The sequence below is a fragment of the Hymenobacter polaris genome (genome assembly GCF_012927305.1).
GTDB classification, from domain to species: Bacteria; Bacteroidota; Bacteroidia; order Cytophagales; family Hymenobacteraceae; genus Hymenobacter; species Hymenobacter polaris.
In genome coordinates this window covers 1,853,772-1,874,778 of record NZ_JABBGH010000001.1, presented here as the reverse complement: position 1 = coordinate 1,874,778, position 21,007 = coordinate 1,853,772, and the positions used below count along the sequence as shown (strand labels likewise).

20 protein-coding genes and 2 tRNA genes are annotated in these 21,007 nt (G+C 62.2%); 10 read left to right on the top strand and 12 right to left on the bottom strand.

Translation table 11 applies throughout. From position 1 onward, the window contains the following. Positions 1-148 precede the first annotated feature (148 nt). The 4 genes from HHL22_RS08020 to HHL22_RS08005 form a co-directional block, all read right to left on the bottom strand. Positions 149-595 carry a hypothetical protein gene (locus tag HHL22_RS08020; RefSeq protein WP_169530401.1) on the bottom strand — a complete coding sequence of 149 codons (447 nt, stop codon included), beginning with the start codon at positions 593-595 and terminating at the stop codon, positions 149-151. 192 nt (positions 596-787) lie between these two features. Further along, positions 788-1,726, bottom strand: coding sequence for an endo-beta-N-acetylglucosaminidase H (locus HHL22_RS08015; RefSeq protein ID WP_169530400.1), 939 nt, complete (start codon positions 1,724-1,726; stop codon positions 788-790). 492 nt (positions 1,727-2,218) lie between these two features. Next, positions 2,219-2,632, bottom strand: a complete 414-nt coding sequence (locus HHL22_RS08010; RefSeq protein WP_169530399.1) for a hypothetical protein — start codon at positions 2,630-2,632, stop codon at positions 2,219-2,221. Positions 2,633-2,763: 131 nt separating this feature from the next. After that, on the bottom strand, positions 2,764-3,186 hold the full coding sequence (locus HHL22_RS08005; RefSeq protein ID WP_169530398.1) for a BLUF domain-containing protein: 423 nt from the start codon (positions 3,184-3,186) through the stop codon (positions 2,764-2,766). Between the two features lie 627 nt (positions 3,187-3,813). Here HHL22_RS08005 and HHL22_RS08000 point away from each other — a divergent pair. Then, positions 3,814-4,278 (top strand): hypothetical protein, encoded by a 465-nt coding sequence (locus HHL22_RS08000; protein ID WP_169530397.1) that lies wholly within the window; start codon positions 3,814-3,816, stop codon positions 4,276-4,278. Positions 4,279-4,579: 301 nt separating this feature from the next. Here the strand turns inward: HHL22_RS08000 and HHL22_RS07995 are convergent, their stop codons facing one another. Then, positions 4,580-4,861 (bottom strand): hypothetical protein, encoded by a 282-nt coding sequence (locus HHL22_RS07995; protein WP_169530396.1) that lies wholly within the window; start codon positions 4,859-4,861, stop codon positions 4,580-4,582. Positions 4,862-5,258: 397 nt separating this feature from the next. Here HHL22_RS07995 and HHL22_RS07990 point away from each other — a divergent pair. Further along, a tRNA-Pro gene (locus tag HHL22_RS07990) sits at positions 5,259-5,332 on the top strand. Positions 5,333-5,350: 18 nt separating this feature from the next. Then, positions 5,351-5,424: transfer RNA gene (locus tag HHL22_RS07985), tRNA-Arg, on the top strand. Positions 5,425-5,824: 400 nt separating this feature from the next. Here the strand turns inward: HHL22_RS07985 and HHL22_RS07980 are convergent. Together HHL22_RS07980 and HHL22_RS07975 are read right to left on the bottom strand one after the other, a co-directional pair. Beyond that, positions 5,825-6,079, bottom strand: a complete 255-nt coding sequence (locus HHL22_RS07980) for a hypothetical protein (RefSeq protein WP_169530395.1) — start codon at positions 6,077-6,079, stop codon at positions 5,825-5,827. 9 nt (positions 6,080-6,088) lie between these two features. After that, on the bottom strand, positions 6,089-6,307 hold the full coding sequence (locus HHL22_RS07975) for a hypothetical protein (RefSeq protein WP_169530394.1): 219 nt from the start codon (positions 6,305-6,307) through the stop codon (positions 6,089-6,091). 1,064 nt (positions 6,308-7,371) lie between these two features. Between HHL22_RS07975 and gyrB the strand changes: the two genes are divergently transcribed. After that, positions 7,372-9,396, top strand: coding sequence for a DNA topoisomerase (ATP-hydrolyzing) subunit B (gene gyrB / locus HHL22_RS07970; protein WP_169530393.1), 2,025 nt, complete (start codon positions 7,372-7,374; stop codon positions 9,394-9,396). 192 nt (positions 9,397-9,588) lie between these two features. Here the strand turns inward: gyrB and HHL22_RS07965 are convergent, their stop codons facing one another. Together HHL22_RS07965 and HHL22_RS07960 are read right to left on the bottom strand one after the other, a co-directional pair. Further along, on the bottom strand, positions 9,589-10,041 hold the full coding sequence (locus HHL22_RS07965; RefSeq protein WP_169531014.1) for a nucleoside deaminase: 453 nt from the start codon (positions 10,039-10,041) through the stop codon (positions 9,589-9,591). Between the two features lie 348 nt (positions 10,042-10,389). Continuing rightward, a complete protein-coding gene (locus HHL22_RS07960; protein WP_169530392.1) occupies positions 10,390-10,695 on the bottom strand; it encodes a hypothetical protein in 306 nt (101 codons plus the stop codon). A gap of 15 nt (positions 10,696-10,710) precedes the next feature. On the opposite strand from HHL22_RS07960, the gene HHL22_RS07955 reads away from it, so the two are divergent. From HHL22_RS07955 to HHL22_RS07940, 4 genes are all read left to right on the top strand, one after another. Then, positions 10,711-11,607: a sugar phosphate isomerase/epimerase family protein gene (locus HHL22_RS07955; protein ID WP_169530391.1), complete on the top strand. Its 897-nt coding sequence runs from the start codon at positions 10,711-10,713 to the stop codon at positions 11,605-11,607. 213 nt (positions 11,608-11,820) lie between these two features. Then, positions 11,821-14,064: a penicillin acylase family protein gene (locus HHL22_RS07950; RefSeq protein WP_169530390.1), complete on the top strand. Its 2,244-nt coding sequence runs from the start codon at positions 11,821-11,823 to the stop codon at positions 14,062-14,064. A 210-nt stretch (positions 14,065-14,274) separates the two neighbouring features. Continuing rightward, entirely contained in the window at positions 14,275-15,480 is a 1,206-nt protein-coding gene (locus HHL22_RS07945) for a metal-dependent hydrolase family protein (RefSeq protein WP_169531012.1), read from the top strand. Between the two features lie 48 nt (positions 15,481-15,528). After that, positions 15,529-16,035, top strand: coding sequence for a cupin domain-containing protein (locus HHL22_RS07940; protein WP_169530389.1), 507 nt, complete (start codon positions 15,529-15,531; stop codon positions 16,033-16,035). Between the two features lie 141 nt (positions 16,036-16,176). On the opposite strand, the gene HHL22_RS07935 is transcribed toward HHL22_RS07940, so the two are convergent. Further along, positions 16,177-17,178, bottom strand: a complete 1,002-nt coding sequence (locus tag HHL22_RS07935) for a glycoside hydrolase family 43 protein (RefSeq protein WP_169530388.1) — start codon at positions 17,176-17,178, stop codon at positions 16,177-16,179. Positions 17,179-17,366: 188 nt separating this feature from the next. On the opposite strand from HHL22_RS07935, the gene HHL22_RS07930 reads away from it, so the two are divergent. Next, positions 17,367-19,349 (top strand): sialate O-acetylesterase, encoded by a 1,983-nt coding sequence (locus HHL22_RS07930; RefSeq protein WP_169530387.1) that lies wholly within the window; start codon positions 17,367-17,369, stop codon positions 19,347-19,349. A gap of 171 nt (positions 19,350-19,520) precedes the next feature. Here the strand turns inward: HHL22_RS07930 and HHL22_RS07925 are convergent, their stop codons facing one another. Further along, positions 19,521-19,916: a hypothetical protein gene (locus HHL22_RS07925; protein ID WP_169530386.1), complete on the bottom strand. Its 396-nt coding sequence runs from the start codon at positions 19,914-19,916 to the stop codon at positions 19,521-19,523. Positions 19,917-19,965: 49 nt separating this feature from the next. Continuing rightward, positions 19,966-20,127 (bottom strand): DUF2256 domain-containing protein, encoded by a 162-nt coding sequence (locus HHL22_RS07920; protein WP_169530385.1) that lies wholly within the window; start codon positions 20,125-20,127, stop codon positions 19,966-19,968. A 112-nt stretch (positions 20,128-20,239) separates the two neighbouring features. Between HHL22_RS07920 and HHL22_RS07915 the strand changes: the two genes are divergently transcribed. Next, positions 20,240-21,004 (top strand): class I SAM-dependent methyltransferase, encoded by a 765-nt coding sequence (locus HHL22_RS07915; RefSeq protein WP_169530384.1) that lies wholly within the window; start codon positions 20,240-20,242, stop codon positions 21,002-21,004. Positions 21,005-21,007: the final 3 nt, after the last annotated feature.

Sequence of the window (21,007 nt, the reverse complement as noted above, 5' to 3'; positions counted from 1 at the left end):
GCTTCCGGCTAAGCAGCCGGTAAAGGAGCTTTTCTACCACTTTCCCCTTCGCCCTGCCCGAAAGCCCCGCCCTTCCCGGCGGGGCTTTTTTGGGACTCCTTCCTGGTCCCACAGTCCGGCGGCGAGTAGCAGGCATCGCACGGGGCGACTAGCGGTGGAACGTAGCGAAAACCAGGTCGCCGGGGTAATAAGCCGGCGCACTTGGGTTAGGCGCGTACTGGTAGTGATGCCAGACGAAAGACGTGGCCGTTACGTGCAAAAAAGAATCGACCGCCCCGGCGCCGCTCGCCTGGGAGGCATAGCTAAGCAGGGGCAGTTGCAGCGAGTAGCTAGTACTGGCCGAGGCGGTAGCAGCCCCTCCCAAAAAAGCCGCTGGGGAAACGGTAAGGATGGTGCCGTCTAGCTCCACTTTCCCGCTGGAGGCCAGTTGCCGCAGGTAGATATTACCGTAATCGGTTATCGGCTTGCTGTACACCGCATCGGCTACCCAGTGCCCAGCTAGCAGCGGGGCAGGGATTGGCGCCGGCTCGTCCCCATTTCGTGAGCAGTTGGCCAACAGACCCAGCAGCCCGGCCGCGAGTAGGAAATGCTTCATGAATTCAAGCTACGTAAAATTAGTGACCTTCAGTGCGCTTGGCCTGGCAGCCCCCACCCTAGGCCCTTCGCCAGCCCAAAAAGCCCGGTTCGGAACACTCAAAAAAAAAGCCCCGCTCATCGCGGGGCTTTACTAACCGGGCCAGGCTAGCAGCTAGCTTACCTTAGAGTAGCTACGCCGTAGGCGCTGGCCTCAGGGCATATACGTAGTAGCCTTTCCGTACAGGACGTTAGAAATGCTCGACAGGTAGGAGGCGGAGTTGGTGTTGGGCAGGTCGTAGGTGAGGTAAATACCGTAGCCGTCGGTTTTAGTCCGGGTGGCTAGCGTGGCGGCCGTCGCAGAAGAGGTAGCCGTGATTTGCACGGCCGCCGGCCCTAGGTTCGCCTTGGCCAAGCCTGGTACGTTGGGCACCGAGTAGGTCCCGTACACGGCATTCCAGCTGTAGTTCACCTTCGAGCCCACCGTCACCCCGTTGTAGGACAAGCGGCTGGAGGCCGGCCCGTAGAAGTAGAACGAGATAATCTTGTTCGGTAGCAGATTCCGCAGGGCACTCACCAAGTACACGAACGAGGAGTTGTTGGGCTGCCCCGTGCCATTAGTGCCGTAGTCGGCGTACTCGTCGTCGAAGTCAATGCCATCCAGCCCGTAGGTGTTCACCGCATTGGCTAGCTGCTGGGCAAAATCTTGGGCCGCCGCCTGACTGGGGAAATTGCTGATGCCGGCGCCCTGGTGGTTGCCCAAAATAGACAAAAGCACCTTCGTGCCCCGCGCCTGCACCGGCTGGATGTAAGTGGCCCGGTTGTTTAGTACGTTGGTGACCTGCGAGTTAAAAAACAGCGTCGCTTTCTGCGTCGACGTGTTGTAGTTGATGTTGGCCGCGAAAATGATACCGATGTCGAACAAGGGCTGGCCTGATGAGAGCGAGTACTTGGCGATGTTGTTGAAGTTGTTGTTATTAACCTCCACGTAGCAAACGGTTTTCGTGCCCGTTACGCCTACCGCATCCGTGGACGCTTGCGTGCTGGCGGGGGTAGGCAAGTCTTCTTTTTGCTGGCAGGCGGCGAAGAATAGGGTGAGCAGGGTGCCGAATAGGGCCAAGGGCCGCGCGGCTCGGACGGTTCCGATAAGCATGATAAATGTGGAAAAGGGTGGGAGAAAAGACGGCGCAAGCGGGCTTGTGCCAAAAAAGAGCGGAACGGCTGTAGCCAGGCGGGCTGGCACGGGGCAAATAGGGGCAGCTAAATTCTTTTAGTTCAGCGCCTACGAGGCGTCAGCAGTAGGAAGCGTACCAGCGCCTTGACAAGCTCAAACCTACGATGCCCGGTGGCGGCCGACGTAGGACAATTTCCCTTTAAAAGAGACATGGTTACCCGCTGGATATAATGGGTAAATACCTACTTCATCTTGCTAAAGTACTAGGCCTCGCCGCGTGTGACAGCCGGTAGCTGGCCAACTAGCTGAGGTAGTACAGAAAGCTGCCACCTAGCTGCTGCGCGCAATAAGCCCGGATAAGACACGGACTCGGGCCAAATAAAGCCAAGGACTTGCATAAGCAGGCAGCTGGGGGCTGCTATGCCTCACCGTGGGCCTAGGGCCGCCAACCAGCGCCGCCCAACTTCCCTGCTACTCGGTGGCTACCAGGTAGGCTAGCGCTTCGTCAAGCTCGTGAAACGTGCGGTAGCGCAGGGAGCCCCCGCCCGCCTTCATCGACATTTCTAAAAAGGACAGGCGAGCCACTACCTGCTCGGGAAGGATGACGACGCCCGTCAGCGGGTTGGGCCGGGGCACCAGGCCCGGCAGCCACTGGCTGGTGAACCATTGCTTTTCGTCGGCCGAGTAAGGCGTCATCTGCCGATTGTCTGACAGAAATTTGTGCCAGCCCCGCGCCAGCAGTAGCCGCCCGAGCTGGGTGAGCAGGGTCGCCAGCTCGCCGGGCTGGCGCTTACTGGGCAGGTAGCGTAGTTCGGCGTAGCGGTCAAGGGTATGTTCCAGGACCAGGCCGGCGGCACTTTGAAAGTAGATAGTGGAGGGGCTCATCAGACTGCAAAGCTACCCAGCCAGCCGAGTGCCGGGGGAAGCCTCGCCCGCCAAACTTTCCTAAATCTCCAACTGGTCTTACCCCCGCTGCTTAGCCCCAAGCCCCGGCCCAATAGCTGCCTACGCGGGGCTTAGCTACCCTCGGGCAGTACAAACGAGCGTAGCAATTGCAGCAGCAGCGTGTCGGCTTGGCCGAGGTTGGTGCGCTCTAGCTGAACCTCGGCCGGCGAGATGTAGCCTGCAAATTCAATCAGCTGCTGCGGTGGCAGAGCCTGAAAAGCCATGCTCCAGTCCATAAACGCCCGCTTGGGAATGGCTTTGTCCGCGTAGGTGATGACATCGCGGTGCCGCGGGTCCTGGCTGATGTGCGCGTACAGGAGCTGCACCGTGGCCTTTTCTCCCTCCAGCACCTGAAAAAATTGGTCGTTGCCGTAGAGCAGCATGCCCGTCACCTGGTGCATCTGGTTGAAGTCGCGGGCCTGCGTGAGCAGGTGCTGCAACTGCGCCTCATTGAAGGGGATAGTCGCCTGGCTCAGGTAGATGATGTGGTGCATAGGGACTAGCTCGTCTATAAGCTCTACCTTACGTAAGCGAGCCCGCCGCGTTGATAGTGCTAGCACCCGGTGCTAACTGGGCCGGCCTGTTCTACCAGCTACTCTCCTTGTACTTATACCCGAGCCCGAGATGCGCTTCTTCCTGCACAGCGTTGCCGCTGCCACTGGCCACCGCGTCATCTACCTTGGGGGGATAGGCGGCCGGTGCGCCAGGCTGCGAGCGACACGCGGGCCTGCCCATAGGGCTAAGGAGTGCCACCTCACCTGGGAAGAGCTGTAGCAGCACGCCTGGTAGCCCGGCCCCACCTAGGCTTCGCCCGCGCCAAAAGGACGTGTGCGTGGCCCGCTGCAGCCCCGCATCAAGTCCGGTGCCACCATCAACCACCTCAACTTCAACCAGTAGAAAATTAGTTAGGCTGCTATTATTTCTACTGCTTCGTTAACACCCATAGTTAGCGCAGCGCTCCAGCTTAGGGCCTGACTGGCTGCGGAGCTAGGGTAGCGCGCGAGCAGCAAACAGCCAGTTGCATGCCGCGGTACTCTGGTTGGGGGCGGCCCGCCGTAAGGCGCTCAGTATTTCAAGGGATTCGTTGCCGAAAGACAGCAAGCTGAACCATAACTTTGGTTATGAAACACGCCGTACTCCCGCTGTTACTCGTGCTTGGCTTCCGGGCGCAGGCGCAGCTCGCGCCCTTGGTGCGCCTCGCTGGCATTGGTACCAGCATGGCGGTCGGCTCGGCCGCCAACAACCGCCGGCAAAAAGAAACGCTGTTTGTGGTGCCGGCTACCTTCGGCACCCACGCCATTCCGCAAAAGCGCACCCCCACGGGCAAGCTGCCCAAGCCCGATAAGGGCGGCACTGAGATTCAGGCCCTTGAGCAGCTGCTGGCTGGCCGCTACGCCGCCCTGCAAGCCGATTCGACGGTTATTTTGCTGAGCGTAGCCCAGGAGAAAGAGTTTAGCCAGTTGCGCACCAGCCTGGAAGCCTTTAATCCTTTCTGGAATACCGGTCCTTATTCCGCCGAAATGAATTGCTACCGCCAGCACGACGATGTGCGCCGACGCTTAGCGCGCCAGGCTACTACTCGCTAGCCCTACCTCCACCAGCCCAAAAAGCCTGGCCAACAGCCGCAAAAAACCTTCGTTATTTATAGCGACGCTTTTTTCATCGCGTGGCAGGTTGCGCCTGGAAGCACACCCGTAGGGGCGCCCAGTCACCTCAATACGCGCGTTAATGGCGCGTATTGACCCTAGGGCTCGCGGCCAGCATGCTTGCCCTAGCGCTACGCTTTTAAGCTGCTGGAAGCTTGGCGGCCTAGCAACCGGCAGGCACACGGCGGCAAGGTAGTTCGCCAATAAACCGAGCTGCTTTGCTTGCCTGGCGCGGGCCCCGCTAGTGGTCCATTACCGTCTGAATCGCCTCGTGCGTCAGCACCGCGGCCGGGGTAGCCTCTATGTAGGCTATGGCCCGCCGAACCTTGGCCGCCATCTCCAGGTGCGCATTGGCCAGGTCGCTCATTTCCGAGCTAACCACCATAAATTGGAAGGGGCTATCGACGCGGTTCTCGGCCTCAAGTGCCGTGCTCACTATATTTTGCCAGCTGGCGGCATCCTGCTCCGTGGCGAGTAGCGTGCGGAAATAGCGTAAGGCCGACTCTTTTTCTTCTTCGCTCATGTGCGGGCTGATTAAATGCCTCCCAAGCTACGCAGAAGCTACGACCCAGCAGGAGTGGCGCGCGGCTTACCCCTAGGCATGGCCCAGGTTTGGCGGCCCTCCTCCTACCTGAAAAACCGGGCCGCGCCTAACCTGTTGGTGCTGCCCACCATCTCGCGCCAGCAGGCGGGCAGGGGCTCGTGGACGCTTGGCAATGCCGCGCTCCCGCCCCAATTTGCTGGCCAGCAATTGCCCGTGCAGGCTGCGTGGCGTACCTTTGTCCCAATCAAACGGATTACCTACGAAGAAGCAGCCAGTAATCTCTTCTTCGCTAGTGCATGGTGAAGTTAAACCTGTGAGTTATTTGCCTCTTAACCAAGGCAGATACTTGATAGAGTTCAGCTCATAGTTAGTTTTTCGGGGTGTAGCGTAGCCCGGTATCGCGTCTGCTTTGGGAGCAGAAGGTCGTAGGTTCGAATCCTGCCACCCCGACTATAATGAAGTGGATTTGACCCCATAGCTCAGCTGGATAGAGCAGCTGCCTTCTAAGCAGCCGGTCATTGGTTCGAATCCAATTGGGGCCACACAAACCCCGCATAAAAGCCCGTTAAGGGCTTTTTTTGTGTCTTGCAGGCAGCATCCACCTGCCCCCGCGCGTGCGATGGGGTGTGCCTGCAGCCGCCGCTTCGCATGGCTTGGCCCACGCGGGGCCACTGGTGCTGCCGGGGAGTAGGGTGAGCGTTGGCTTGGGAGGCAGGCGGGCTGGGCAGCTGCGTTAGCTGCTAAAAGCCCCGGCCGGGGAGGCTGGGGCTTGCCGTGCCTGGCCAGGCGTAGGTGAATGAACGCCCTAGGAGCGCCGGGGTGCCCCAAGGCGCACGTCGGTGGTGCGTTGCAGCCCTAGGGCCCGCCGCCTGGGGTGATTGGTGATTGGTGCCAGCTGCCGGCCCGAGGGCCGACGCTGGACTTTAGACGATAGATGGTACGCTAGCTAGCCGGTAGGCTGATGGCCGTGACATAGTCGGCCAGCAAATCGAATTGCTCAAAGCTGTTCACTACGACGGGGCTGCCGTGCGGTAGCTTATGGGCTACCTCGATGAAAAACCCTTTGCCTTCCCCTGCCAGGTAATAGAGATGCACCGTTCGGCCGGCCTCTAGGCGATAATGCAGGTAAGTGCCTATGGCCAAGACAATGCTCGCCTGCGCGGCGGGGCGCAGCTTCTGAAAGATAGCCAGCTTCATGGGTAACGACTAGCGTGCGCTACGGGCCTGGGCGGGCGGCAGGTTGGCTAGCTCCAGGCAGACCTGCTGCCAGGTTAGCTCGCCAGCTAAGTAGCGCGCGTGCAGCTGCTGCGCAGCGGGCGAAAGGCGCCGGCGTATGTGCGGCAAGGCTTGCTTCATCCGAGCTAGCACCAGGGCGCGCTGCTCGGGGGTTTGGGCATTTGGCCCAAAAGCAGAACTGAGTGACATGGCAGAAATAGCATAAATGACAGGTCAAATTTCCTATATAGCGAAAAACGACAAAATAGGTGTTTTCACAGATTTTAAATCTGTGAAAACACCTATTTTGCTTCTTATTATCTGCTATGATTGCCTAGTAAACCCTGCCGGATACCAACGAGGCTCTTTAGTATATGAAGAAAACTGTGCGGCACAGCGCTAAGCTGAAGTGCCGCTATGCTGCACAAGGATAGGTAGTTGTGGCTAGACCTGCGCGCCTAGTGGTACCAAGTGCGCAGGAGGCCGTTCCGTAAGCGGATAGAGGCGGGTGAAGCTGCCAGGCGATGCGGCTTTCGATGCGTGCAGCCGTGCGATTGCAGCGCGGATAAGCGCTGTTTTCACCGGTGTAGTTCTGCCTCAAACCAGCTTAGCATGGCTATTCCACTCCTAGGGCCACCCCCAGCGCCACATGCAGATAAGAAGCTGCGCTATTGCTGCGCCGATTGCGCCATTGCTGCGCCGATAATGTGCTATAGCGAGGATAGTAGGCACGTTCCCCGCCGCCAATGTGGGCAACCTATTGTCTTACTTCCACTATTCGAAGTCGGAATTCGACCATAAGTTGTTGGTGCCGACGCTTGGTTTGAGCATCTTCGTGCCTATTGTCGCTGGCCAAGTAGCTAAAGGCACGAAGATGCGGGACATAGCGCGTCTGGGCGCTCAAAAGCGAGTGAATGATGGCTGCTACCAATTGATAATAAATAAGTTAGGAATATTTTTTAATTCTAGCTTGGTCGAAGCCGGTTCTGGCAACCTGCTTAACCAATGCCCAATCAGCTAACAGTCAGCTTTTTGGGTTGGGATAACTGGCTCTAATTGTCAGTAGAAAAGTTACTGAATTTCCCACAGTTTTCGGCTTTCTGTTGGAAGCGTAGCGCCCCTAAAAAAGCCCTTGCTGACCTTGGCAAGGGCTTTTTTGGTTGTTGCCGCAGCTGCAAAAATCCCGGCCGAAAGCTAGGCTAAATGGAGCTAAAAGCCTACCTTTGGATGTTCTCTTTCTGACCGCATTTTCGGTCGGTTTAACCCCCTCTCGCATGAGTGAAGTAGTAGAAAAACAAGCTCCCGCCGCCGACTACTCGGCCGATAGCATTCAAGTGCTGGAAGGGCTGGAAGCGGTGCGCAAGCGCCCGAGCATGTACATCGGCGACACGGGTATCAAAGGCCTGCACCACCTGGTGTGGGAAGTGGTGGACAACTCCATCGACGAAGCCCTCGCCGGGCACTGCGACCTGATTCAGGTTACCATCAACGAAAACAACTCGATTACCGTCCGCGACAACGGCCGGGGCATTCCCGTCGATTTCCACGCCAAGGAGGGCCGCTCGGCCCTGGAAGTGGTGCTGACCGTGCTGCACGCCGGCGGCAAGTTTGACAAGGACAGCTACAAGGTATCGGGCGGCCTGCACGGCGTGGGCGTGAGCTGCGTGAACGCGCTCAGCACCGAGCTGAAAGTGACCGTGCGCCGCAAGGGCCACGTGTACGAGCAGGAATACAGCATCGGCGCGCCCCTGTACCCGGTGAAGGAAATCGGCGACACTGAGGAGCACGGCACGCAGGTGCAGTTCTTGCCCGACCCCACCATTTTTGCCGATACGGAGTACCGCTACGCCACCATCGCCAGCCGTCTGCGCGACTTGTCGTTCCTCAACAAAGGCATCCGCATTACTCTTACCGACCGGCGCGAAGTGTTGACCGGCGACGCGGCCCTAGGGCATGCCAACGCCGAAGGCTTCCGCTACGAGGAGTTTTACTCCACGGGCGGCCTGCGCGACTTCGTGCAGTACCTCGACGGTACTGAGCGGCCCTCGCTGCTGGCCGAGCCCATTTACGTGGAAAGCGAGAAGGGCGGCACGCCCGTGGAAGTGGCCTTGCAGTACAATACCTCCTACCAGGAGAACGTGTACAGCTACGTCAACAACATCAACACCCACGAGGGCGGCACGCACGTGGCGGGCTTCCGCTCGGCCGTGACGCGGGTGCTTAAGAATTACGGCGACAAGAGCAAGCTCTTCGAAAAAGCCAAGGTGGACATCACCGGCGACGACTTCCGCGAGGGCCTTACGGCCGTTATCTCGGTGAAGGTGCAGGAGCCGCAGTTCGAGGGCCAAACCAAGACCAAGCTGGGCAACTCGGAAGTGAGCGGCGCGGTGAACTCGGTGGTGGGCGAAATCCTGGCGCAGTACCTGGAGGAAAACCCCAACCAGGCCAACAAAATCATGGACAAAGTGATTTTGGCGGCCAAGGCGCGCATCGCGGCCCGCAAGGCCAAGGACATGGTGCAGCGCAAGAACGTGCTGGGCTCCAACTCGTTGCCCGGTAAGCTGGCCGACTGCTCGGACTCGGACCCCGAGGTGTGCGAGCTGTACCTGGTAGAAGGTGACTCGGCCGGCGGCACCGCCAAAATGGGCCGCAACCGGGCGTTCCAGGCCATTCTGCCGCTGCGCGGTAAAATCCTGAACGTGGAGAAAGCCCAGGAGCACAAGATTCTAGAAAACGAGGAAATCAAGAACATGATTACCGCCCTAGGGGTCACGTTCAACGAGCGCAAGTCGCTGGCCTTCGGCACCGACGACGAGGGCAACGAAACCGGGCCGCTGAACTTCGACAAGCTGCGCTACCACAAAATCATCATCATGACCGATGCGGATATTGACGGCTCGCACATTCGCACGCTGATTCTGACGTTCTTCTTCCGCTACATGCGCCAGCTGGTGGACCAGGGCTACATCTACATCGCCCTGCCGCCGCTCTACCTGGTGAAGCGCGGCAAGGAGGAACGCTACTGCTGGAGCGAGGAGGACCGCGTGGCCGCCACTGAGGAAATCGGCCGCGGCAAGCCCGAAACCGTGAACGTGCAGCGCTACAAGGGCCTGGGCGAAATGAACGCCGAGCAGCTTTGGACCACCACCATGCAGCCCGCCACGCGCTCGCTCAAGCAAGTAACCGTGGACTCGGCCGCCGAGGCCGACCACCTCTTCTCGATGCTGATGGGCGACGAGGTAGCCCCCCGCCGCGACTTCATCGAGCAAAACGCCAAGTACGCCAAGCTCGACGTCTAAAATCACGGATTACGCAGATTCGAGCGGATTTTACGGATTTTGTGGACGAGTTCGCAGCATACCGTTTGTAGCTGCTACAAGCAAAAGGCCACCCAGTTGGGTGGCCTTTTTTTTCGACTTCATTGCTGATAGTTCAAGCTTTAATCGTCCACAAAATCCGTGAAACCCGCTCGAATCTGCGTAATCCGTGGTCTAGTAGTGCGTTTTGCTTTCGTGCTCCTGCCAGGCGCGGAAGGACCCTAGGGCCTCGTCGCGCAGCAATTGCTGCATGGGCAGGCGGCGCTGGTTGAGGGGTTTCTCAATTTCGTCGTAGATGAACTGGTCGTCGAAGCCCACGGCGGCCGCGTCGGCCTTGGTGTTGGCATAGAACACGCGGGCGGGCCGGGCCCAATAGATGGCGCCCAGGCACATGGGGCAGGGCTCGCAGCTGGTGTAGAGGTCGCAGCCGTCGAGCTGGTGGCTGCCCAGCACCTGGCAGGCCTTGCGGATAACGTCGATTTCGGCGTGACAGGTGGGGTCATTGGTGCTGGTGACCTGGTTGAAACCGCGAGCGATAATCTGCCCGTCCTTCACCACCACGGCGCCGAAGGGTCCGCCATAGCCAGCTTGCATCTTTTCGAGCGACAGCCGGATGGCCTCGCGCATAAACTCCGAATTGGGGGGATTAGGTGAAGCGTCGTTGGTTTTCAAAGCTAAAAATCAATTTTTTATAAACAAGTGATAGAAAAATGTCGAATTAACCGGAATCTTTTAGCCGGTTGCTTGTTTGTACTGACGTGAAAGAATAGTTTTTTAAGGTGTTTTGGTTGGAAAGGCGAATGGCTCTGCTGTTCGCCTTTTTTTATGCCCGCTCCCTGGGGGCCCTCACCAGCTAATCCAAATTCCAGGCTGCGAAAGTAGCGCCTACCCATTGCCGCCGGCACTTAGGCTTAAATTGTAGTAGGCGAAACATTTGCTTTAGGCACTTGGTCATCAGCATTTCAGTGCTATTGCCTAGTTGGATAATAACTGTTTGGAAATAGGGATTGAACGGGTTGGCACTAGGATTGCCAGGGTAACATGAAGATAAGCATTTGCCAGCGGGCTGGGTAGCATAAGGCTTTTAGCTTTGGCATATTGTTGGGCTGGGTAATGAAAAAATAGTAATTTGCCGGCAATCCCTGCTGCCCTGGTGCCAGGCCGACAAGCAGCAGTTCGGCAGATTCCCTTGGCCGATAGTTGCTCGCCACTTTCCCCCACTAAAATGCTGCTTATTACTTTCGGCACATGGCCCGCGCCGTGCGCGAAAGTAGCCAGCATAAATACTTGAACCCTATGACCAAACGCCGAGAGTTTCTGAAGCAAGCAGGTGCGCTGGCCGCCGTGGCCTACGCCCAGCCGGGCCAGTTGCTGGCCGCCCCTGCCGCCGCCATCACGAAGGTGGGCATCCAGCTGTATTCGCTGCGCGACTACATTGGGCAGAGCACCAAAAGCGTGCTGGCCAAGGTGGCCCAGGCTGGCTACCAGGAGGTAGAAACCTACGGCTACAGCCCCGCTACTGGCTTCTGGGGCATGCAGCCCGCCGAGTTTAAGGCGGCGCTGGCGGCCCAGGGGCTGACCACGCCCAGCGGCCACTACGGGCTGGACGGCTACTTCCGCGACGGCAGCGAAACAGAACTGAACGGCATTATTGCGGCGGCCAAGGGCTGCGGCCAAACCTACGTGGTGGTGCCTTCGCTCGATGGCAAGCTGCTGCAATCGGTGGCCGACTTCAAAACCATCGCCAGCCGCCTCAACCAGGCTGGCAAGCGCTGCCAGGCGGCCGGCCTGCGCATCGGCTACCACAACCACAACTTCGAGTTTAAGCCCCTAGGGGGCACCACGCTCTACGAGGTGCTGCTGAAGGAAACCGACCCCAAGCTGGTTGACTTTGAGATGGATATCTACTGGGTGGTGCGCGCCGGCCAAGACCCGCTGGAGTTGATAAAGGCGCACCCCGGGCGCTTCCCGCTCTGGCACGTGAAGGACATGAACAAGACGCGCCCCGAGCTGAACACGGAAATCGGTACTGGCTCGATTGACTTCCGCCAGCTAGCCGCCCATGCCCAGGAGGCCGGGTTGAAGCACCTGTTTATGGAGCAGGAAAACTTCAGCCTCGACGCCTACCAGAGCATTACGCAAAGCGCGGCTTATATGAAAAATACGCTGTTGCCGGCGCTGCAAAAGGGCTAGGGAAGAGTTACGGAAAATATAATAGGAACGTCCTGCTCAGCTGGCGTCCGCTGGCCAAAGTCTCTCTCCTGCACAGTATGGCGTGAGAGGGATGCTTCGGCCAGCGGACGCCAACTGAGCAGGATGTTCTCGTTTAGTCAAACGAACTAGCCCATTCCCTAACTTGCGCCTAGGCCGCGGCCGGGGCAAAATCCTGGTGGGGGCTAGTTGGTAATGCAAAAACGTTTTTTATTGCCGCTGCTTCTGGCGGCGGGCGCCGCGCAGGCCCAGTCATTTACCCCTGCCGAAGTGGCCCGCTGGCGGCAGCAGGCGCAGCGCGTCAGCATCGTGCGCGATACTTGGGGCGTGCCCCACATCAGCGGCAAAACCGACGCCGACGCAGTTTTTGGGCTGCTCTACACGCAGTGCGAGGACGATTTTGCGCGGGTCGAGGACAACTACCTGACGGCCCTAGGGCGCCAGGCCGAGGTAAAGGGCGAGGCCGCGCTTTACGAAGACCTGCGCCAGCACTTGTTCATGGATTCGACGCGGGCGGTGGCTACCCTACGCCGCAGCCCGCGCTGGATGAAGGACTTGCTCCAGGCCTTCGCCGACGGCACCAACTACTACCTGGCCACCCACCCCCAGGTGCACCCGCGGCGCCTGCTACGCTTCCAGCCCTGGATGCCGCTGCTCTTCAGCGAGGGCAGCATTGGCGGCAACGTGAGCGTAGTGCCCCTGGAGCGCCTCAAGGCCTTTTACAGCCAGCAGAAGGGTACCTCCTTTCGCCCCGTGCCGACCCCTAGGGCGGCGGTAGCCGCGGCCGACGCCCGCCTGGCCTTCGAGCGGGCCGAGCAGGAGCCCACCGGCTCCAACGGCTTCGCCATTGGGCCCAGCAAGAGCGCCAGCGGCCACCCGCTGCTGCTACTTAATCCGCACACCTCGTTCTACTTCCGCTCCGAGGTGCAGGTGACGAGCCAGGCCGGGCTGAACGCCTACGGCGCCGTGACGTGGGGGCAGTTCTTTGTGTACCAAGGATTTAACGCCACTTGCGGCTGGATGCACACCAGCAGCCAGGCCGACACGATGGACGAGTACCTCGAAACGGTGAGTGAGCAGCCCGATGGCCGCCGCACCTACCTCTACGCGGGCAAGCAGGTGCCGCTGGCGGCCGATACCATTACCCTGCGCTACCTCGACGGCGGGCAGCTGCGCCAGCGGCGCTTCACCACTTACCGCACCGGGCACGGGCCGGTGGTGGGTCAGGTGGGCGACAAGTGGCTAACCGTGAGGATAATGGACGCGCCGCTGGCCGCCCTCGAGCAGTCGTACCTGCGCACCAAGGCCCGCGACTACGCCAGCTACCGCGAGGTGATGCGCCTGAACGGCAACGCCAGCAACAACACCGTCTTTGCCGACAACCAAGGCACGATTGCCTACTGGCACGGCAACTTTATGCCCCGCCGGCCGGCGGGCCCCGATTTCAGCCAGCCCGTGGATGGCAGCACCGCCGCCACCGAGTGGCAGGGCCTGCACCCCTTAGAGGAGCTGGTACAGGTGAAAAACCCGGCCAGCGGCTTCATCCAAAACTGCAACTCGACGCCCTTCACGGTGGCGGGGCCGGGTAGCAGCCCCGCCAAAAGCCAGTATCCCAGCTACATGGCGCCCGATGCCGAGAACTACCGCGCCCTCAATGCCGTGCGGGTGCTGAGCCGACCCCAAGCCTTCACGCTCGACACGCTGGTGGCGGCCGCCGACAACCCGCGCCTCATGGGCTTCGAGGAGCTAATTCCCTCGCTGCTGCGCGACTGCCAGCTGCTGCTCGACGAGCCCGGCGGCACCCTACCCGAGGGCGTGGAGGAGGCCCTGCCCATCTTGCGCACCTGGGACCTGAACTACAGCAAAGAGTCGGTGGCCCAAACCCTGGCCATTTACTGGGGCGAGCGTATTCAGCGCCTGGCGCGGCCCCGCGTGCCGGCCGGGCAGGTGCTGGACTATATCAGCTTCACCAAATTTATCATCGAGCATACCACGCCCGACGAGAAAACCCAGGCCCTGGCCGAAACCCTGGCCGAGCTGCGCCGCGACTTTGGCAAGTGGCAAGTGCCCTGGGGCGAGGTAAACCGCTACCAGCGCCTGACCGGCCGCATCGACGAAGCCTTTGACGACCAGCAGCCTAGCCTGCCGGTAGCCTTCACCTCGTCGGCCTGGGGCAGCCTGGCGGCCTTCGGGGCGCGCACCCAGCCCGGCACCAAGAAGCGCTACGGCTACGTGGGCAACAGCTTCGTGGCAGTGGTGGAGTTTGGCCCTAGGGTGGTGGCCCGCTCGGTAGTGACGGGCGGCAGCGCCAGCCGACCCGACTCGCCCCACTTCACCGACCAAGCTCCGCTATACTGCAACGGGCAGTTCAAGGAGGTCTGGTTTTACCCCGAGGACGTAGCTAAACACGTGGAGCGGCAGTATCATCCGGGCGAGTAGGGAAATTCTCCAGGAAATTGCCAGAACGTCATGCTGAGCTTGCCGAAGCATCTCTATCGAACGACCCCCTAAGCGGCGCGGTAGAGATGCTTCGGCAAGCTCAGCATGACGTCCTAAATTAATTATTTGCCTAGCTATACCGTGCTCAAAAACCTGCTCTTCCTCTGCCTGCTGGCCCTAGGAGCCCGTGCCCAGCCGCAGGCCAGCGCCATGCCGCCCACTGCTACGCTGCTGCGCCCGGCCGCCGTGTTCGATGGCGAGGCGCTGCACCCTGGCTGGGCAGTGCTAGTGGAGGGACAGAGAATAACCGCCGCCGGTCCTACCGCCACCCTGGCGGCGCCGGCCGGCGCTACCGTGCTGGAGCTGCCCGGCCTCACGCTGCTGCCGGGCCTCATCGAGGGGCACTCGCACCTGCTGCTGCACCCCTACAACGAAACGCCCTGGGACGACCAGGTGCTGAAGGAGCCGCTGGCCCTACGCGTGGCCCGCGCCACCGTACACGCCCAGCGCACGCTGCTGGCCGGATTCACTACTGCCCGCGACCTGGGCACCGAGGGCGCGGGCTACGCTGACGTGGGCCTCAAACAGGCCATTGACCAAGGTATCATTCCGGGCCCTCGGCTGCTGGTGGCCACGCGGGCGCTGGTAGCTACCGGCAGCTACGGCCCCCACTTGGCGGCCGTAGACGACCTGCCCCGCGGCGCCCAGGAGGCCGATGGCCCCAGCCTGGTGCAGGCCGTGCGCGAGCAAATCGGGCGCGGGGCCGATGTGGTGAAGGTGTACGCCGACTACCGCTGGGGGCCGGGCGAAACCGCGCAGCCCACCTACTCGCTCGAAGAGTTGACGCTGGTGGTGCAAACGGCGCGCAGCAGTGGGCGCGGCGTGGTGGCCCACGCCAGCACCGCCGAGGGCATGCGCCGCGCCACGCTGGCCGGCGTCGAAACCATTGAGCACGGCGACGGCGGCACGCCCGAAGTCTTCCGGCTGATGAGGCAGCGCGGCGTGGCGCTGTGCCCCACCGTGGCCGCTACGGATGCCACTTCGCAGTACCGGGGCTGGAAAAAGGGCCAGGAGCCCGCGCCCGCCCGCGTCGAAGCCAAGCACCGCGCCCTGGAGGCCGCCCGCCAGGCTGGCGTGGCCCTGGTGATGGGTGGCGACGTGGGCGTGTTTCCGCACGGCGACAACGCCCGCGAGCTGGAGCTGCTCGTAACCGACTATGGCCTAGGGCCATTGGAGGTGCTGCAAGCCGCCACCAGCGGCAACGCCCGCCTGCTGCACCTGCCCGACCGCGGCCGCGTGGCGCCCGGCCTGCTGGCCGACTTGGTGGCAGTGGCCGGCGACCCCACCCGCCAGGTGCAGGCCCTGCGCCAGGTGCGCCTCGTCATGAAGGGTGGGGTGCTATACCGCCAGCCCTAGGGCCGCCGCGGCTACTTTTACATCTGTTTCACCTTTCTCTTTCGCCGCATGGCCGACACCAGCCCCCAAAAACAAGCTTTATTCCAGGACGTGGAGCAGCGCCTACTCGCCCAGGGCTTCCGCATCGACCGTCAGGACCAGTCGCGCCCCTGGGGCGGCTTTTTCGTGCTCGACGAAGACCAGGCCCAGGAGTTTGCCGACCAGTATTTCAGCGGCCTGCCCGTCGAGAACCTGCGCATCTCGGGCAAGCTCAGCCCCAAAATTCTGCTTGTAGCGCCCCACCAGCGCCTGAGCTGGCAGTACCACCACCGCCGCGCCGAAATCTGGCGCGTGGTGGAGGGCCCCGTGGGCATCGCCATCAGCGACACCGACACCGAGGGCGAGGTGAAAGACTACCAGCCCGGCGAGCAGATTATGCTCACCCAGGGCCAGCGCCACCGCCTGGTGGGCCTGGCCGGCTGGGGCGTAGTGGCCGAAATCTGGCAGCACACCCACGCCGAGCAGCCCTCTGACGAGGACGACATCGTGCGCGTGCAGGACGACTTCGGCCGGTAGACCAGCGAAGCAAACAGGCGGTCATGCTCATCTGGCGTCCGCCTGCCGAAGCATCTCTACCGAACGATACCCTAGGCGGCGCGGTAGAGATGCTTCGGCAGGCGGACGCCAGATGAGCATGACCGCCTGTTTGGCTAGCTTCTACTTCAGCGGCTGCGCGGCTACGCCGGTGGTGGTCAGCTTTACTGGCTCGATGCGGCCGTTTTTGTCGAAGTGCATTTCCTCGATGCACACCTGGCGGTGGTTGCCGTCTTTGTCGCCCAGGGGGTGGCGGTGATACACGATGTACCAGCGGTCGGTGCCCGGCACGTTGATGACTGAGTGGTGGCCGGCGCCGGTGCCCACCTGGGGGTCCTGCTGCAATATTTTGCCCACTCGCTCGAAGGGGCCGAAGGGCGAGTCGCCGATGGCGTAGGCCACCGAGTAGTCGGGGCCGGTCCAGCCGCCCTCGCTCCACATGAAGTACACCTTGCCCTGGCGACGGAACATCAGCGGGCCCTCCACATACTTATCGGGGGTGATGGACTTGAAGGTAACGCCGTCGGCGAAGGGCACAAAGCCCGTAAAATCGTCGGTGAGGTGGGCGATGTTGCAGTGCTGCCAGCCGCCGTACACCAGGTAGTACTGGCCGTCCTTGGGGTCGTGAAACACGAACTGGTCGATGGGCTGGGCGCCGTTTTCGATGGTGCCCACCAGCGGCTTGCCCAGCAGGTCCTTAAAGGGCCCGGCGGGGTTGTCGGCCACCGCCACGCCAATGCCTCCCGGCGGCTCGTTGAGCTTCTCGGGGTGGTAGTCGTTGGCCCCGAAAAAGAGGTAGTATTTGCCGCCCTTAGTCACGATGGCGGGCGCCCACATAGCGCGGTGCGCCCACTTCACGGCTGCCGTGTCTAGCACGCGCGGGTGCTTGGTCCAATGCACCAAGTCGGGCGAGGAAAAGGCATCCAGGTACACCTGCTGGTTGTAGGGTGCCGAGTAGGTGGGGTAAATCCAGTACTCTTTGCCGAAGATGGCGACCTCGGGGTCGGCGTACCAGCCGGGGAAAATGGGGTTGCCGCTGGTAGCCGGGGCGGGCTTGCGCTGGGCGTGGGCCGCGCCGGCGCCCGCTAGCAGGCCTAGGGCCAGGAGGGTGGGAAAAGGCTTCATGCCGGCGAATCTACTGAAAGCAACTGATTGCTGAGCTATAAATGCTGGCTGCCGCCTGGCCCGCCGCCAATTTTTTGCCGAAATAATACTACCCCAAATCTCACGCTTTTGCCGACCTTCGCCCCGCGCCCGCCGGGGTGCCGGGGCCCCCTGGGGGTTGCTGCCGAGCCTTTTTTCCACCCACCCTTATGAAGATTTTTCGCCACGCCGCCGGGGCGGCTTTGCTAGCGCTACCTACCCTAGGGGCCCACGCCACGGTGCGCCTGCCCAGCCTGGTGGGCAACCACATGGTGCTGCAGCGCGACCGCCCGGTGCCGGTGTGGGGCTGGGCCGCGCCGGGCGAGGCGGTCAGCGTCACGTTTCGGGGCCGCACCTATCCGGCCAGTGCGCCCGATGCCCAGGGCCGTTGGCAGGCCACGCTGCCGGCCACGCCGGCCGGTGGTCCCTACACCCTCACCGTGAGAGGGCAGAATACGTTGGAGCTAACCGACGTGCTGGTGGGTGACGTGTGGCTGGCCTCGGGGCAGTCGAACATGCAGTTTAAGGTGAAGGACCCCAATGCCAACGGCTACCAGCCGGTGCAGAACGCCGACCAGGAAATAGCCGCCGCCAACTACCCGCGCCTGCGGGTGCTCACGGTGAGCCAGGCCCTGGCCTACCGCCCCCAGGCCGAGGTGCCCACCACCGGCTGGGAGGTGTGCAGCCCGGCCACGGTGGCTAGCTTTTCGGCGGTGGCCTACTTTTTTGGGCGCGACTTGCTGCAACAGTACCAGGTGCCCATCGGGCTGGTGGTGAGCAGCTGGGGCGGCACGCCGGCCGAGGCCTGGGTGAGCGCCGAGGGCCTAGGGGCCTTCCCCGAGTTTCAGCCCGCGCTCGCCGGCTTTGCCCAGCGCACCACCAGCCTGGCCGACGACCAGCGCACCTACGAAACGCGCCAGCAAGAGCTGCTGCACGGCCGCGCCCACGACCGCGGCTACCCGCCCACCGGCCCCAGCTGGGCCGACCCCGCCACCGACGCCCGCGCCTGGCCTACCATGCCGGTGCCTGGCATTTGGGAAAGCCAGCCCGGCCTGGGTACCTACGACGGCATCGTGTGGTTTCGGAAAGAGCTGGACCTGCCCGCCGCGGCCGCCGGCCAGCCCCTGACGCTGAGCCTGGGCCAGATTGACGACGCCGACAGCACCTACTTCAACGGGCAGCTGGTGGGGCACACGGCCGGCTACTCGGTGGCGCGCACCTACCAGGTGCCGGCGGCGCTGGTGCGCGCCGGCCGCAACGTGCTGGTAGTGCGCGTAGTAGATACGGGTGGGGGTGGGGGCTTGGCGGGCGGCCCGGCCATGCAGGCTACCGGCGCCGCGGGCGTGCTGCCGCTGGCCGGCCCCTGGCAGTACCAACTGGGCCTGGCCCCCGAGCAGGTGCCCCAGCCGCCCTACCCCGGCGGTGGCTCGCAGGCGCCCTCGGTGCTCTACAACGCCATGATTGCCCCGCTGCGGCCGTTGGCCCTTAAAGGCGTCATCTGGTACCAGGGCGAAAGCAACGTGGGCCGCGCCGCCCAGTACCAGCGCCTGTTTCCGGCCCTGATTACCGACTGGCGCCGGCAGTTTGGCCAGCCTACTTTGCCATTCCTATTCGTGCAGCTGGCCAACTACTTAGCCACTCAGCCCCAGCCGGGCCCCTCGGCCTGGGCCGAGCTGCGCGAGGCCCAAACCGCCGCCCTAGCCCTGCCCCGCACCGGCATGGCCACCGCCATCGACCTGGGCGTGGCCAACGACATCCACCCCCACAACAAGCAGGACGTGGGCCACCGCCTGGCCCTGGCCGCCCGCCGCGTAGCCTACGCCGACCCCACCGCCCCGCCCGACCGCGGCCCCACCTACGCCGGCCTGGCCGTGACGGGCGCGGCGGCGCGCGTGCGCTTCGCACCCGCTACCCTAGGGGGTGGCTTGGTGGCCAAAGGCGGCCAGCTGCAAGGCTTCGCCGTGGCCGGGGCCGACCAGCAGTTTCACTGGGCCACTGCCCGCCTGGTGGGTACCGAAGTGGTGGTCGAAAGCCCCCAGGTGCCCCACCCCGTGGCCGTGCGCTACGACTGGGCCGATAACCCCAGCGGCACGCTCTACAACCGCGCCGGCCTGCCCACTCCGCCCTTCCGCACCGATAAGTGGGTGAAGTAGGGGAGAGGGTCCTAGGGGTGTAATCATCAGAAAATCAGAACGTCATCTGAGCCTGCCGAAGCATCTCTTCCGCACAAGTAACTCTAACGTTAGAAGTTAGTTACCCGGTAGAGATGCTTCGGCAGGCTCAGCATGACGTTCTTTTTAATTGTTTACTCAGGGTCCCTAGGGCTACACCACAATGCGGATTTCGTAGTTTTCCTGCTGCGGGTTTTGGAGGTTGGGCACGCGCCAGGCGCCCACGCGGCTGGGGCCGTAGCCTAGGTTTACCTTCACCCACTCGTCGCGGGTGGGCAGTAGGGCCAGCACCTCGGCGCTGAGGCGCTGCAGGTCGTCCTGCACGTTCTGGTGGCGCTGGCGCAGCTCGTCGTCGTGCTGGTCGAACGAGCCGGTGGGGGGGCGCATCTCAAAGACCTGGGCAGCAGCATTTACCTCGGCATCGTGCAGCGGCTCGTTGCGCTCGGCAATCGTGAGCTTGCGCAAATCTTCCTTGGCCGCTAGGTACTCTTCTACTTTCTGCACCAGCGGCTGCAAGTTGGGGTTCAGGTAATCGAGGTTGGTGGCCATTCGGCAAAATGGTGAATTGGTGAGTGGTGAGTTGGAAAGTGAGGAAGCCCTAGGCGCCTGGGGCCGTGGCGGGCTTGTTGCGCTGGCAGCGCTCGCTGCAATATTTCACGGCTTCCCAGTTGTTGCGCCACTTCTTGCGGTACTCGAACGGGAGGCCGCAGGTGGCGCAAATTTTGGTGGGCAGCTGGCCTTTCTTGAGAGTAGTAGCCACGGGGCGAAGCAAAAGATGCACAAAGCCGCCGCACCTTTGCCGGCGGCGAGTGGCAGTTTTACGTTGAAAGCCCCCTAGGCGGCTAGGCCGGCCCTCGCTTGCGCTCGTTTTTATGCCCCATTCTGCCCCTTCTGCCGCCCCCGATTTGCTCGGCCAGGCGCTGCTCGACTACCAGCACGGCCACCACGCGGCGGCCCTCACCGTGCACTGCTCGGCGGCCGACGACGAGGCCCTGCCCGCCGCCTATTTTTTCCGCACCCTGCTGGCTATGCCCGAGCTGGAGCGCCAGGCCCTCGACGAGTGCCGCGGCCGGGTACTCGACCTGGGCGCCGGCGCCGGCTGCCACTCGCTGGAGCTGCAAAGCCGCGGCTTCGCCGACGTAAAGGCCATTGACCACTCGGCCGGCGCTGTGCAAGTGATGCAGGCCCGCGGCGTGCGCCAGGCGGCCCAGCACGACATCCACTACCAGCGCGCTGCGCAAGAGCTGCCCTTCGATACCATCTTGCTGCTAATGAATGGCCTAGGGCTGGCCGGCACCCTGGGCGGCCTCGACAAGCTCTTGGCCCACGCCCGCACGCTGCTGGCTCCCGGCGGTCAAATCCTGGCCACTTCCACCGACATCCAGTACCTATTTACCGACGAGGACGGGGCGCTCAATCTTAACCTGAACGCCGACTATTACGGCGAAGTCGAGTACCAGTTTGAATACAAAAAGCAGGTCGGTAACCCTTTTCCGTGGCTGTTCATCGACGGGCAGCTGCTGGAAGACGCCGCCCGCCAGGCCGGCTACGAAGTCGATTTCCTGGGCCACGACGAAGGCGGGCAGTACCTGGTGCGCCTCACGCTGGCCGGCGGCTTTGAGCCAGCAATTGAGTAGCGG